The sequence below is a fragment of the Flavobacterium sp. 1355 genome, assembly GCF_017833415.1.
Taxonomy (GTDB): domain Bacteria; phylum Bacteroidota; class Bacteroidia; order Flavobacteriales; family Flavobacteriaceae; genus Flavobacterium.
The window spans coordinates 21,164-35,258 of sequence record NZ_JAFICC010000002.1 but is presented as its reverse complement, the minus strand read 5'-3'; the positions used below and the strand labels follow the sequence as shown (position 1 = coordinate 35,258).

Below are 14,095 nucleotides of genomic sequence, written 5' to 3'. Positions count from 1 at the left end.
TTACTGTTTTTGCCTAACAAAATGTATAAAAAAAAGCCTTTTTGAATTTCAAAAAGGCTTTCTAATATGTTGGGGAAATTTATTTTTTAGACAATTTAGATAAAAGTCGAAGGAATTCAATGTATAACCACACTAACGTAATTATCAAACCCATTGCCCCATACCATTCCATAAATTTAGGAACTCTTTGTTGCACTCCTTTTTCAATTTGATCGAAATCCAGAAATAAGTTTAAAGCTGCAATAACAATAACAAAAACACTAATTCCGATACTCATCATAGAATTTCCATAATGAACAGGAGTAAAGCTGGTAAACATTGAGACAACCCACGAAATTAGATAATAAGTAGCAATAGCTAATGTAGCAGCAACTACTACAGATTTGAATGTTTCAGTAACTTTTACAATCTTAAATTTATACAAACCTAAGCAAACTAAAAAAGTAACCAGAGTTGCTCCAACGGCATTGATTACTATTCCTGGATACATTGCTTCAAATATTGCAGAAATACCTCCAATAAATAATCCTTCAAACAAAGCATAACCCGGAGCCAGATAAGGAGAAGCTTCTGGTTTAAATGCAGAAATTACAACTAAAATAAGTCCGATAACAGCACCGCCAATTGCCGGTAACATTATATTAATTCCATTAAAAGCCATCCACCAGGTTACCATGGCCGCTCCACATAAAATTAAAAATAAAATAGCTGTTTTATTGATAGTACCTGACAAAGTCATTTCCTGATTGTAGTCGATAATCTTTGCTTCGTGCACCTCTTCAGCTCTTGAAACAGCATTTGATGAAAAACGCTTGTCGCTTAAAAATGGATTTTTTGAATTGAAACTCATATTTTTAATACATTTAATTGATCTCAAATATATGGAGTTTTTTTGAAGTGAAGCCGTTTCAGTTAAATTTTTAACATGATTTTTTTTGCCCGCAAAATGGCCTTAAATAAAAAATCCATCAAAGAAAATTCTTGATGGATTTGTATGTATATGAATTGATATTTTACTTCAATAAATCTAAAACTAAAGATGGAAATAAACCTAAAGCAATGTTTAAAGCAATCGAAATCACTGCCGTAGCGTAAATAAGAAAAGGTTTTCCTGTACGCTCTTCATTAGGTTCTTTAGAATACATTGCCAAAATTAATTTGAAATAATATCCAACACTAATAATGGAGTTTAAAACAGCAACAATTACCAAAGCAATATAACCTGCCTGAATGGTTTGATTAAATAAGAATAACTTCGCAAAGAATCCTGAAAAAATCGGAATACCGGCCATAGATAATAATGAGCCTGTTAGAATTGCAGCCAACAGAGGATTAGTTTTTCCTAACCCATGAAAGTTAGTAATATCTTCGTTATCCTGATTTTTACAAACATATAAAATAACGCTAAAAGCAGCAATTCCAGCTAATGCATAAGCAGCTGAGTAATATAATAATACACCTGCAGAAGTTGAAATCGTAAGCAGGGTCATCAGCATAAAACCTGCGTGAGAGATTCCTGAAAATGCCAACATACGTTTTACATTTACCTGACGAAGTGCCATAATGTTTCCGACAGTCATAGATGCGATTGAAACGATTACAACTATATTTTCAAAAGTGCTCAAAAGCCCTTGATTTTCTAAGGATGGAATTAAATTTAGTTCCGATATTAATTTGTAAAGTGTTGCAATAGCAATTACTTTTGCCAAAGTACTCATTAATGCAGTTGTTAACGCAGGAGAACCTTCATAAACATCCGGTGCCCAAAAATGAAATGGTACTGCAGCGACTTTAAACAACATTCCGATAACCATCAAAACCATTCCGATTGGAAACCAGATTGGCAATTCAGCAGAAAGAGAATTTTCACTTATTTCAACAATATCAAAACTTCCCATTGCTCCATAGATCAGGCAAATTCCAAATAATATAATTCCTGATGCAAAAGATCCCATCAAAAAGTATTTCATACCGGCTTCATTACTCTTTAAGTTCAATCGTTCACTTGCAGCAAGTACATATAATGAAATAGACAGAATTTCAATTCCTAAGAAAAACATAGCTAAATTTCCAAAAGAAACCATCGCAACACCACCTGCCAGTAAAAAGATTTTTATGGCAATAAAGTCAGAGATTTTAGTTTGATGATTCTCATAGAAATTATGACTTAAAGCGATAAGGAAAATAGTTATAACGATAAATAATGATGAAAATGCAGTAGAGAACTTACTCACCCTGATCATATTATTGTAATAACTTTCTGCTGCTCCAAATTCTGAAAAATTAAGTGCCAAAACAGCCAAAAGCCCAATGATGGAAAAAGGAATAATGGCTTTCCTTAAATTAAGAATTTCAAATAATAGGCAGAAAATACCCAATCCTGTAATTGCTATTAATGTATTCATTTTTGTTTTTTTGATTTAGGAAATCTAAAACGAATGATGCCCTAATTTTTATTTAAAATATTAATTTTTATTGATGACGCTTAAAATGTTTTCTAAACTTGGTGTAATTAAGTCTGTAATTGGTTTAGGATAAAATCCAAAGAAAATTAAAACCGCAATAATTACTACTAACGAAATTCCTTCATTTACAGAAACATCTGCAAAAGTTTTTGAATGTGCTTCGCCTAACATCACATTCTGAAACATCTTAAGCATATAATATGCTCCGAGAATAATTGTTGTTCCGCCTAAAACGGCAAACCACACATTAATTTGAGAAAGACTATATAGTACTGTAAATTCTCCAACAAAGTTAAACGTACTTGGCAATGCAACAGAAGCCAGGACCAAAATTAAAAACATTGAAGTAAATTTTGGTGATTGAATACGGATTCCTCCTAATTGAGAAATTTCTCTTGTTTCAAATCTTCTGTAAATAATTTCAGCAGCATAAAATAATCCAACCACTACGAAACCGTGAGCAATCATTTGTAAAACGGCACCACGTAAACCATCAAGGGTTAATGTATAAGATCCTGCAGCAATTAACCCAACGTGAGCCAAAGAAGAATAAGCTAATAATTTCTTTAAATCTTTTTGTCTTAAAGCTACAATTGAACCATAAATAACTCCGGCAATTCCCAAAGCAATAAAAATATTCATATATTCTTTTGCAGCAAGCGGTGCAATTGGCAATTGCCAACGGATAACACTATAAAGTCCCATTTTCAGCATGATACCTGATAAAAGCATAGTTCCGACAGTAGGTGCTTTTTGGTATACATTTGCCTGCCATGTATGAAAAGGAATTATTGGAATTTTAATAGCATAAGCTAAAAAGAAAGCCAGAAATATCCAGAACTGCTCATTTTTAGATAAGTTTAATTTATAGAAATCTTCAATTAAGAAACTTCCGTTTGCTTTCTGAGATAAATAAATAAAAGCTACCAACATGAATAATGAACCTGCAAGTGTGTAAATAAAGAATTTAACCACTGCTTTTCTGCGCTCTTCTGCATCTCCGTTACCCCAGATTAGGGCAATAAAGTAAATCGGAATTAAAGCCAGCTCCCAGAATATATAATATAAAAGACCATCTGCAGCAAGAAAAGTTCCTGTCATTGCAAAAGCCATAAATAAAATTAAAGCATAAAAACTTTTAGCATTTTTGTATTCATTTCCAAAAGAAGAGAATATAATAATTGGCGTTAACGCAACTGTTAATAAAAGCATTGCAATTGCCAATCCGTCTGCATTTAAAGCCAGTGAAATCTTTGGCTGATTGATCCAGGCGTTAATAACACTGATATTTTCGCCAGCATAAAAATGATTTAACAACACTAAAGAACATCCTAAAGCAGTTAAACTAAAGAGCAAAGCTACTTTTGAAGCTAATTTGTCGCCAGAAAAATACGTGACAAAAGCACCAATTAAAAGAATAATTAATATAAGAGAAACGTTCATAGTTATTAAATTAGTGAGCTAAAAATATATAGGAAACAATTGCACAAAGGCCTAAAACAAAAACAAAAAGATATAATCCGATACTTCCGGTTTGTAATTTCTTTCCTTGAAAAGCCAGTTCATTAGTGATTTTACCCAATCCGAAAACCACCGCAGACAATCCGGTTTCGATATAATCCCTGGAGAATTTGGACAATGCATTTATAGTGCGTACAAACACAGCATCGTAAATTTCATCTACATAATACTTGTTGTACAGAACTTTTGATACACCTGTAATGTTCTCGTCGGCTTCTGGAACATTGTCTTGTTTAAAATACTTTATGTAAGCAATTAAAATCCCAAGTAAACCGCCTAAAACAGCAACACCCATCAAGGTGTATTCTGTTGCGCCTAAATGATGTTCTTCTGCTGCCACTTTCGTGAAAAGCGGAGACAAATAGTCATTTAACCAGCTATTTCCAGGTAAACTGATAACGCCTCCAAAAGTTGCTAAAAGAGCTAAAATCATTAAAGGGAAAGTAATTAAACCATCACTTTCATGTAAATGATGTTTTTGCTCCTCTGTTCCTCTAAAATCTTTAAAGAAAGTTAGAAACATCAATCTGAACATATAAAAGGCAGTCATGATAGAAGCAATAGATCCAACAACATATAATGGAATATTATGGTGGAAAGCCGTTAATAAAATTTCATCTTTTGAGAAGAAACCTGAGAAAAACGGAACTCCTGAAATAGCTAATGATGAAACCAGCATTGTCCAGAAAGTGATTGGCATTGCTTTGCGCAATCCACCCATTTTACGCATATCCTGTTCTCCGTGTAAACCGTGAATTACAGATCCTGATCCTAAGAACAAACAAGCTTTAAAGAATGCGTGTGTAATCACGTGGAAAACCGCTACTTCATAAGCCCCAAGTCCTAATGCCAAAAACATTAATCCTAATTGAGAAACAGTAGAGTAGGCCAGTACTTTTTTAATATCAGTTTGAACTAATCCAATTGTAGCAGCAACTAATGAAGTTACAGCTCCAACTATGGCAATAAGATTCTGAACATCGTGAGCCAGATCAAAAACAAAGTTTAATCTCGTTATCATGAAAATCCCTGCGGTAACCATTGTCGCTGCGTGGATCAATGCAGAAACAGGAGTTGGTCCCGCCATCGCATCTGGTAACCAGGTATATAACGGAATCTGTGCAGATTTACCACAAGCCCCTATAAATAAACATAATGCTGCAATTGATACATTCCAGGCAATTTGCGGCTCATAATGAATCGTTAGAATAATTTGTTTTAATTCAGTATAGTCTAATGTTTTAAAAGTATATCCCAAAATAAACATTCCAATCAAAAGACCTAAATCTCCAATTCTGTTCATGATAAAAGCTTTTTTCGCAGCATCATTGTAATCCTGGTTTTTATACCAAAATCCAATTAATAGGTACGAACAAAGTCCAACACCTTCCCAGCCAATAAATAAAACTAATAAGTTACTTCCAATTACAAGTGTGATCATAAAAAACACAAACAAGTTCAGATACGAGAAAAACTTGTGCATATTCTCATCATCATGCATGTAACTGATAGAGTATAAGTGAATCAAAGATCCAATTCCGGTTACGAACAATAACCAAAGAACAGATAACTGATCTAATAAAAATCCAAGATTGATTTTTAGGTTGCTAATTTGAATCCAGTCAAATAAAGTAACTTCAATTCCTTTTCCGGTTGAAGTTATTTGATTAAATAGAACAAGCGTAACTATAAAAGAAACAGCTACAGCGGCAGTTCCGATAATTCCCGAAACTGTTTTTCCTAAGCTCTTCCCAAAGAAAACATTGATTAAAAATCCTAAAAAAGGAGCTAAAACTAAGACTAAAGCTAAATTGGTATTCATTTCCATTTATCCTTTTAAATTTTTTAAATTATCGATACTAATCGAACCTAAATTTCTAAAGATCGAAACTAAAATAGCCAATCCTACTGCTACTTCTGCGGCAGCAACAGCCATCGAAAAGAAAACAAAAACCTGTCCTTGTGCATCCTGATGATATGTAGAAAAAGCTACAAATAAAAGGTTAACAGCATTCAGCATGATTTCGATAGACATAAAAACGATAATAGCATTTCGTCTGTACAATACACCAAAAACACCAATACAGAAAAGTACAACACTTAAAAAGATGTAGTTTTCGATACCTATTTGATTTAATATATTACCCATTATTTATTTAATTTTTCTTTTTTAGACAATAATACAGTTCCAATCATAGCTACTAAAAGCAAGACTGATGCAAATTCAAACGGTACCATGTATTCGTTTAATAATATTTTACCCAATACTTTTATAGATTGAAAATCTTCTCCTGTCGAATCGTATGCACCAACAATAGGTTTAGAATTGATGAAAATTGCGATCAAAACAATTACGATAAGGCAAAAAGAGACAATAGCTCCCAAGCGAGTGATTCTTGGCCTGTGAACATCTCTTTGTTCATTCAGGTTCATCAACATAATCGTGAAGAGGAATAAAATCATAATTGCACCCGAATAGACAATAATATGAACGATAGCCAAAAATTGTGAATTCAATAATAGATAATGACCTGCAATAGAAAAGAAACAAATCACTAAATAAATAGCACTATGAATTGGGTTTCTGCTAAAAATGGTCATGAAAGCAGTTATAACCGTAATAAAAGCCAAAAAACAAAATATAACTTGAATAGTTGTTGCGTGAGCAATATCTGGAATATGTATCATTAGTTAGCGTTTTTAAGTTGAGCATTTTTCATAGCCATTTCTAAAGGCATCACTAATTTGTCTTTTCCAAAGATAAAGTCTTCTCTTTCATAGCTGGCAGGAACCAGAACCTTAGAAGTTGTCAAATAAATAGCATCTTTTGGACATGCTTCTTCACATAAACCGCAAAAAATACAACGAAGCATATTTATCTCATAGATTGAAGCATATTTTTCTTCTCTATATAAATGTTTCTCATCTGGCTTACGTTCTGCAGCTTTCATTGTAATAGCTTCTGCAGGACATGACAGCGCACATAATCCGCAGGCAGTACAGTTTTCACGTCCTTGTTCGTCACGTTTCAGCATATGCTGACCACGATAAACCGGGCTCATTTGACGTACCTGTTCTGGGTAATGAATTGTTACTTTTTTTCTAAAAAGGTGTTTAAGCGTTATAAACAATCCTTTTACAATCGCAACAAGATACAAACGCTCCAAAAAAGTCATCTCTTTGTTAGAGACCATTTTTTTTCTACCCGATAATGATATAGTTTCTATCGACATTTTTTAACTTATGATTTACGATTTCCAACTTGAGATTAAACAAATTCAAAATCTATTTTATTTTTTTATTTAAAGCTTCCGATAGCTATCGGAATTGACAATCCGCTTTATCTTTTACTTTTTTATTTTTTTCCTAAAAAAAATAAAAGGTGTGCTTCTTTCTCAGGGCTAGTGCACTCCGGGTTTTAGAATCCTAAGAAAACAGCTAAATCGTGTCTTAAGATTACAATACCGGTTACAATAATATTTGCAATAGAAAGTGGAATTAAAATTTTCCATCCTAAATGCATTAGTTGATCATATCTGAATCTCGGAATCGTCCAACGAACCCACATGTAGAAAAAGATAAAGAAACATATTTTAGCAAATAACACGGCAATTCCTAAAACGTTTGCTATATTAACTCCAGCATTTTCTACCATCCATTGCATTCCGGGATAATTATAACCTCCAAAAAACAAGACTGATATAATGGTTGCCGAGATAAACATATTTGCATATTCAGCAAACAAATAGAATCCCATTTTCATTGATGAATATTCTGTGTGATATCCTCCAATTAACTCAGACTCACATTCTGCTAAGTCAAAAGGTGTTCTGTTTGTTTCTGCGAAAGCACAAATTAGGAAAATCAGGAAAGATAACGGCTGGTAAAAAACATTCCAGTTCATTCCTGCCTGTTGCTCTGAAATTTCTTTTAAGCTTAATGTTCCGGTCATCATCAATAATGCAATCATTGATAATCCCATGGCAACTTCGTAAGACACCATCTGTGAAGCCGCACGAACAGCTCCCATCAATGAGAATTTATTGTTCGAAGCCCATCCACCAATCATAATACCATAAACACCAACTGAAATCACTCCAAAAACATATAGTAGAGCAATATTTACATCTGTTGCCTGAAGAATAACATCACGGCCAAAAACATGCAGTCTGTCTCCCCACGGAATCACAGCACTTGTCATCAAAGCAGTACTCATCGCAATTGCAGGACCTACAACAAACAAAAATCTGTTTGGTGTATTTGGGAAAAATTCTTCTTTAGAAAATAATTTCATACCATCGGCAAGAGGTTGTAATAAACCACCCCAACCAGCACGGTTAGGACCTACACGATCTTGTAAAAAAGCAGCAACTTTACGCTCTGCCCAGGTAGAGTACATCGCCATAATCATTGTTACGGCAAAAACCACAAAAATTACAACACTTTTTTCTATAATAAACGCACCATCTACCATCATTAAGAAATTTTGTTGTTAGTGTTTAATGGAATTTCAGCCATACTAATTTTTTTACGATCTTCATCTCTACCTAATAGAATATTCTTTTCTGTAGCGATTTCTACTTTCTCTAATTTTTGAGTATAGTTATTTTGATTGATAACAGAATCTTTTTCAAATGCTCTTGGTCCTTCAATAACCCAGTCATTCACATCTTTGTGATCAAAACGACAGCTGTTGCAGATGAATTCTTCCACTTCATGATATTCATCTTTGCGACCTGTAACACGCTGGATTTCTCCACCAAACATCCAAACGGTTGTTTTTCCACAGCATCCCGGAGTTGTACATTCTCTGTGAGCGTTATATGGTTTGTTGAACCATACTCTTGATTTAAAACGGAAAGTCTTGTCTGTTAAGGCTCCAACAGGACAAACGTCTATCATGTTTCCTGAGAATTCATTGTCGATCGCTTTAGAAATTCCGGTTGAAATATTAGCGTGGTCACCACGATCTAATACTCCGTGAACTCTGTTGTCTGTCAATTGATCTGCAACTTGCACACATCTTTGGCATAGAATACAACGGTTCATATGCAGTTGAATATTCGGACCAATATCTTCTGGCTCAAATGTTCTTTTTTCTTCAATAAAACGTGATTTCGGATTTCCGTGCTCAAAACTTAAGTTTTGCAGATCACATTCACCTGCCTGATCACAAATAGGGCAATCTAATGGGTGGTTGATCAATAAAAATTCTGTTACAGATTTACGCGCTTCGGTAACTCTGGCAGAAGATTTACTGTTTACTTCCATTCCGTCCATACATCCTGTTACACAAGACGCCATCAATTTTGGCATTGGTCTTGGGTCAGCTTCACTCCCTTTAGAAACTTCAACTAAACAACAACGACATTTTCCTCCGCTGCCTTTTAATTTTGAGTAATAGCACATGGCTGGCGGAACCAAATCTCCACCAATCATACGTGCAGCCTGCAGGATTGTTGTTCCTGGCTCTACGTCTATACTTTGACCGTCTATGGTTACTTTCATCTCTTATTGATTTGAATGTTGAAAGTCGGAATATTTAAAAAGATTTGCTGTCCTTTTTATATTATTAACTTTATAACTTTCTGCTTTATATTTCTTTATACGATTACTTTACCGCCTACTAAATGTTTCACTTGCGAGAAAGGCTCAGCAACAAAGTGATCTCTGTTTTTAATTTTTTCTGGGAAACGAACATGATATTCGAATTCATCTCTAAAGTGACGAATTGCAGCTGCTACTGGCCAGGAAGCTGCGTCACCAAGCGGGCAAATTGTGTTACCCTCAATTTTACTTTGAATACTCCACAATAATTCGATATCTTCTTCACGACCCTGACCGTTTTCAATTCGCCACAAGATTTTTTCTAACCATCCGGTTCCTTCACGGCAAGGCGTACATTGTCCGCAAGATTCGTGGTGGTAAAAACGGGCAAAATTCCAGGTATTTCTAACTACACAAGCAGTGTCGTTATATACTATAAATCCTCCTGAACCCAACATCGATCCGGTAGCAAAACCACCATCACTTAAAGATTCGTAAGTCATTAATCTGTCTTCACCGTTTGCTGTTTTGAAAATTAATTCAGCTGGTAAAATTGGCACTGATGAACCTCCTGGTACGAAAGCTTTTAAAGGTCTGCTTGAAGACATTCCTCCCAAATATTCGTCAGAATTCATGAATTCGTCAACACTTAAACCTAATTCAATTTCATAAACTCCCGGATTTTTAATATGCCCTGAAGCAGAAATTAATTTTGTTCCTGTTGAACGTCCAATTCCGATTTTAGCATAATCATCTCCAGAATTGTTGATAATCCATGGCACGGTTGCAATAGTTTCCACATTGTTTACTACTGTTGGGTTTGCCCAAAGTCCTGACACTGCAGGGAAAGGTGGTTTAATACGAGGATTTCCTCTTTTACCTTCCAAAGATTCTATAAGTGCAGTTTCTTCTCCACAGATATAAGCTCCGGCTCCACAGTGAACGTGTAATTCTAAATCGTAACCTGTTCCTAATATATTTTTTCCTAACCAGCCTGCAGCTTTTGCTTCGGCGATTGCTCTTTCTAAAATTTTGAAAACCCACATATATTCTCCACGAATGTAGATATACGAAAGGTTAGCGCCTAAGGCAAAACTTGAAGTAATCATTCCTTCAATCAGTAAGTGAGGAATGTATTCCATCAAATAACGATCTTTGAATGTTCCCGGTTCAGACTCATCGGCGTTGCAAACTAAATGTCTTGGTTTTCCTGATTTTTTATCAATAAAGCTCCATTTCATACCGGCAGGGAAACCTGCGCCACCACGACCACGAAGACCTGATTTTTTTACTTCTTCAGTAACTTCATCCGGTGTAAGTGTTTTTAAAGCTTTTTCTACAGAGGCATACCCACCATTTTGGCGATATACTTCGTAGGTTTTAATTCCAGGAATATTGATTTTATCTAATAATATTTTTTGTGACATCTTATTTATCGTGTAATATTATTTTATCCTCTTTGCAATCAGCGATTAACTGATCGATTTTTTCTTCTGTCAATTTTTCTTTGTAGAAATCGCCCAGCTGCATCATCGGAGCATATCCGCAGGCACCTAAACATTCTACTCCGGCAATGGTAAACATTCCGTCTGGAGTTGTTTCGCCCATTTTAATACCTAATTTTTCAGAAGTATAATCCATTAAATTTTCGGCACCGTTTAAACAACAACAAGAAGTCTGGCAAAACTCAAACATGTATTTCCCAATTGGCTTTTGGTTGAACATGGTATAAAAAGTAACCACCTCATAAACCTCGATAGGTTTAATCTGAAGAATTTCGGCAACCTTATCCTGCAGTTCAATGCTAAGCCAGTTATCATGCGCGTCCTGCACTTCGTGCAAAACAGGCAATAATGCCGATTTTTGTTTGCCTTCCGGATAATGACTGATCAATTCATTGATGCGGGCGATCAATGCTTCAGTCATATTTATTTCTTGTTTGTAATGTTTACGTTCCATTTTTATTTTAGATTTTAGATTTTAGATTTTAGATTTTTCAATCTTTGTCTATAATCCATATTCTGCAATCTTATAATTTTAGATTTATGATTTTAGATTTTTCAATCTCTTGTTTATAAATCCACATCCTGCAATCTTTGTTTTAGTTTTAGATTTTTCAATCTGAATTCTTCAATTCTTATAATAGTCTCGATTTCAATCTATCCCGAGGCTTCAGGAGTGAAATCTAAAAGCTACAATTTCTAGGCGTCTAATTCTCCTGCAATTACATTTAAACTTGATAAAATCACAATTGCATCTGATAATAAAGCACCTTTAATCATTTCAGGATAAGCTTGGTAATAAATAAAACAAGGTCTTCTGAAGTGTAATCTATATGGAGTTCTGCTTCCGTCCGTAACTAAGTAAAATCCTAATTCTCCATTTCCTCCTTCAACAGGATGATAAATCTCTGCAACCGGAACAGGAACTTCACCCATTACGATTTTGAAGTGATAAATTAGAGATTCCATATTATTGTAAACATCTTCTTTTGGAGGAAGATAATAATCAGGAACTTCAGCGTGGTATTCATTTCCGGCGGGCATTTTTTCCAACGCCTGACGAATGATACTTAAACTTTCCCAAACTTCTGCATTACGAACACAGAAACGGTCATAAGTGTCACCTGATTTTCCAACAGGAACAATAAAATCAAAATCTTCATAAGAAGAATAAGGTTGCGCAACACGAACGTCGTAATCAACTCCGGCAGCACGTAAGTTTGGACCTGTAAATCCGTAAGCCATCGCCTGTTCAGCTGAAATAGCACCAACGTTTACAGTTCTGTCAAGGAAAATTCTGTTTCTTTCGAATAGATTTTCGAATTCTTTCCAGGCAACTGGAAATTCTTCAAGGAATTTATCAAGTTTTTCAAAAGCTGCTGGAGTCCAGTCTCTTTCAAAACCACCAATTCTTCCCATATTTGTTGTCAAACGAGCTCCACAAATTTCTTCGTAGATTTCGTAGATTTTTTCTCTAAATTGAAAAACGTATAAGAAACCTGTATACGCACCAGTGTCTACCCCTAATATCGAGTTACAGATAAGGTGATCTGTAATACGGGCAAGTTCCATTACGATAACTCTTAAATACTGTGCTCTTTTTGGAACTTCAATATTTAATAATTTTTCTAAAGTCATCCACCATCCCATATTATTAATAGGAGAGGAGCAGTAATTCATACGGTCTGTAAGAGGCGTAATTTGATAAAAAGGACGATTTTCGGCAATTTTTTCGAATGCTCTGTGGATGTAACCAATAGTTGGTTCCGCCTCAAGAATTCTTTCACCATCCATCAATAAGATATTCTGAAAAATACCATGAGTTGCAGGGTGGGTAGGGCCCAAATTTAGTACAGAAAGCTCGCTTCCGTCTTCATTTAGTTTCTCCTTAATTATTTTAGCATAGCGATGCTCTGGTGGTAATAATAGTTCTGACATTTTATAATGTTGAATTATTTATTTTTTAGCAATTTGTTGTTGTTCTTCCAAAGAATCTGTCGTCTTTATCAGTTCTTCCGCTGTCTTCCATTGGGAACTCTTTTCTCATTGGGAAAGAAAGCATTTCATCCATATTCAAGATACGTTTCAATTGCGGGTGACCAATAAAGTTAACCCCGAAGAAATCGTATGTTTCTCTTTCCATCCAGTTTGAACTTGGGAAAATATTTGATATTGTTTTGATCTCTGGTTTTTCACCATTAAGATAAACTTTAATTCTTATACGTTTGTTTTCGTACCAGTTGTGTAAATGATATACTATTGCAAACTGACGTTCTGATTCGTTATCCGGATAATGAATTCCGCATAAATCGGTTAAGAAATGAAAACGTAAATCAGTATCGTTTTTTAGAAAAAGAATTAAAGCAGTGATCTTGTCAGCACTAGCTTCAAATGAATAAATATCTCTTTCTTCTTGAAAGTTAAAAACACTTGTGTCAAATGTTTCTATAAGTTTATCCTGAATCAGGGTATTGTCTAATGCCATCTTATGAAATATTGTATGATGCTAATAATTCTTGGTATTCAGGAGAGCTTCTGCGTCTAACAGATTCACTTTTTACCAATTCCTGAAGTCTCATCACTCCATCGACTATTTGCTCTGGTCTCGGAGGGCATCCAGGTACGTAAACATCAACAGGGATTACTTTGTCAATTCCTTGTAAAACTGAATAGGTATCAAAGATTCCACCAGATGAAGCACAAGCTCCTACGGCAATTACCCAGCGTGGTTCAGACATTTGTTCGTAAACCTGTCTTAAAATTGGAGCCATTTTTTTAGAAATGGTTCCCATAACTAATAACATATCTGCCTGACGAGGAGAGAAACTCACACGCTCAGAACCAAATCGTGCTAAATCGTAATGTGAGGCCATTGTAGCCATAAATTCGATACCACAGCATGAAGTCGCGAAAGGAAGCGGCCACAAAGAATTGGCTCTTGCTAAACCAACAACATCATTTAGTTTTGTAGCGAAGAATCCTTCTCCTACAACTCCTTCCGGTGGCGCAACCATATTTACTTTTGAATCGCTCATTTTATTTTAGATTTTAGATTTCTGA

At 34.9% G+C, this 14,095-nt stretch carries 14 protein-coding genes; all 14 read right to left on the bottom strand.

All coding sequences use genetic code 11. The features are described 5' to 3' along the window. Positions 1-79: 79 nt before the first annotated feature. Positions 80-850, bottom strand: coding sequence for a Bax inhibitor-1/YccA family protein (locus tag JOD96_RS02545; protein WP_209562705.1), 771 nt, complete (start codon positions 848-850; stop codon positions 80-82). Between the two features lie 163 nt (positions 851-1,013). Further along, positions 1,014-2,405, bottom strand: a complete 1,392-nt coding sequence (locus JOD96_RS02540; RefSeq protein WP_209562704.1) for an NADH-quinone oxidoreductase subunit N — start codon at positions 2,403-2,405, stop codon at positions 1,014-1,016. A 60-nt stretch (positions 2,406-2,465) separates the two neighbouring features. After that, complete coding sequence (locus JOD96_RS02535; RefSeq protein WP_209562703.1) at positions 2,466-3,908, bottom strand: NuoM family protein; 1,443 nt, start codon at positions 3,906-3,908, stop codon at positions 2,466-2,468. Positions 3,909-3,918: 10 nt separating this feature from the next. Beyond that, entirely contained in the window at positions 3,919-5,808 is a 1,890-nt protein-coding gene (nuoL, locus tag JOD96_RS02530; protein WP_209562702.1) for an NADH-quinone oxidoreductase subunit L, read from the bottom strand. Between the two features lie 6 nt (positions 5,809-5,814). Further along, a complete protein-coding gene (nuoK, locus tag JOD96_RS02525; RefSeq protein ID WP_026982591.1) occupies positions 5,815-6,135 on the bottom strand; it encodes an NADH-quinone oxidoreductase subunit NuoK in 321 nt (106 codons plus the stop codon). Then, positions 6,135-6,674: an NADH-quinone oxidoreductase subunit J gene (locus tag JOD96_RS02520; RefSeq protein WP_209562701.1), complete on the bottom strand. Its 540-nt coding sequence runs from the start codon at positions 6,672-6,674 to the stop codon at positions 6,135-6,137. Before JOD96_RS02520 ends, nuoK begins: the two co-directional genes overlap by 1 nt. After that, positions 6,674-7,219 (bottom strand): NuoI/complex I 23 kDa subunit family protein, encoded by a 546-nt coding sequence (locus tag JOD96_RS02515; protein ID WP_209562700.1) that lies wholly within the window; start codon positions 7,217-7,219, stop codon positions 6,674-6,676. The genes JOD96_RS02520 and JOD96_RS02515 overlap by 1 nt, the downstream gene beginning before the upstream one ends. 185 nt (positions 7,220-7,404) lie before the next feature. Continuing rightward, entirely contained in the window at positions 7,405-8,463 is a 1,059-nt protein-coding gene (nuoH, locus tag JOD96_RS02510; protein WP_209562699.1) for an NADH-quinone oxidoreductase subunit NuoH, read from the bottom strand. Then, positions 8,463-9,494: a 2Fe-2S iron-sulfur cluster-binding protein gene (locus tag JOD96_RS02505; protein ID WP_209562698.1), complete on the bottom strand. Its 1,032-nt coding sequence runs from the start codon at positions 9,492-9,494 to the stop codon at positions 8,463-8,465. Before JOD96_RS02505 ends, nuoH begins: the two co-directional genes overlap by 1 nt. A 95-nt stretch (positions 9,495-9,589) precedes the next feature. Further along, the gene (gene nuoF, locus JOD96_RS02500; RefSeq protein WP_115844267.1) at positions 9,590-10,960 is read right to left on the bottom strand and encodes an NADH-quinone oxidoreductase subunit NuoF; all 1,371 of its coding nucleotides are present in this window, start codon (positions 10,958-10,960) and stop codon (positions 9,590-9,592) included. A 1-nt stretch (position 10,961) separates the two neighbouring features. Then, positions 10,962-11,492 (bottom strand): complex I 24 kDa subunit family protein, encoded by a 531-nt coding sequence (locus JOD96_RS02495; protein WP_209562697.1) that lies wholly within the window; start codon positions 11,490-11,492, stop codon positions 10,962-10,964. 242 nt (positions 11,493-11,734) lie between these two features. After that, on the bottom strand, positions 11,735-12,973 hold the full coding sequence (locus tag JOD96_RS02490) for an NADH-quinone oxidoreductase subunit D (protein WP_209562696.1): 1,239 nt from the start codon (positions 12,971-12,973) through the stop codon (positions 11,735-11,737). A gap of 25 nt (positions 12,974-12,998) precedes the next feature. Beyond that, complete coding sequence (locus JOD96_RS02485) at positions 12,999-13,520, bottom strand: NADH-quinone oxidoreductase subunit C (RefSeq protein WP_209562695.1); 522 nt, start codon at positions 13,518-13,520, stop codon at positions 12,999-13,001. A gap of 1 nt (position 13,521) precedes the next feature. Next, positions 13,522-14,070, bottom strand: coding sequence for an NADH-quinone oxidoreductase subunit B (locus JOD96_RS02480; RefSeq protein WP_035646217.1), 549 nt, complete (start codon positions 14,068-14,070; stop codon positions 13,522-13,524). Positions 14,071-14,095 lie beyond the last annotated feature (25 nt).

Coding starts and splice junctions, on each gene's coding strand:
- JOD96_RS02545 (WP_209562705.1), bottom strand. CDS start 850: ATGAGTTTCAATTCAAAAAATCCATTTTTAAGCGACAAGCGTTTTTCA.
- JOD96_RS02540 (WP_209562704.1), bottom strand. CDS start 2,405: ATGAATACATTAATAGCAATTACAGGATTGGGTATTTTCTGCCTATTA.
- JOD96_RS02535 (WP_209562703.1), bottom strand. CDS start 3,908: ATGAACGTTTCTCTTATATTAATTATTCTTTTAATTGGTGCTTTTGTC.
- nuoL (WP_209562702.1), bottom strand. CDS start 5,808: ATGAATACCAATTTAGCTTTAGTCTTAGTTTTAGCTCCTTTTTTAGGA.
- nuoK (WP_026982591.1), bottom strand. CDS start 6,135: ATGGGTAATATATTAAATCAAATAGGTATCGAAAACTACATCTTTTTA.
- JOD96_RS02520 (WP_209562701.1), bottom strand. CDS start 6,674: ATGATACATATTCCAGATATTGCTCACGCAACAACTATTCAAGTTATA.
- JOD96_RS02515 (WP_209562700.1), bottom strand. CDS start 7,219: ATGTCGATAGAAACTATATCATTATCGGGTAGAAAAAAAATGGTCTCT.
- nuoH (WP_209562699.1), bottom strand. CDS start 8,463: ATGATGGTAGATGGTGCGTTTATTATAGAAAAAAGTGTTGTAATTTTT.
- JOD96_RS02505 (WP_209562698.1), bottom strand. CDS start 9,494: ATGAAAGTAACCATAGACGGTCAAAGTATAGACGTAGAGCCAGGAACA.
- nuoF (WP_115844267.1), bottom strand. CDS start 10,960: ATGTCACAAAAAATATTATTAGATAAAATCAATATTCCTGGAATTAAA.
- JOD96_RS02495 (WP_209562697.1), bottom strand. CDS start 11,492: ATGGAACGTAAACATTACAAACAAGAAATAAATATGACTGAAGCATTG.
- JOD96_RS02490 (WP_209562696.1), bottom strand. CDS start 12,973: ATGTCAGAACTATTATTACCACCAGAGCATCGCTATGCTAAAATAATT.
- JOD96_RS02485 (WP_209562695.1), bottom strand. CDS start 13,520: ATGGCATTAGACAATACCCTGATTCAGGATAAACTTATAGAAACATTT.
- JOD96_RS02480 (WP_035646217.1), bottom strand. CDS start 14,070: ATGAGCGATTCAAAAGTAAATATGGTTGCGCCACCGGAAGGAGTTGTA.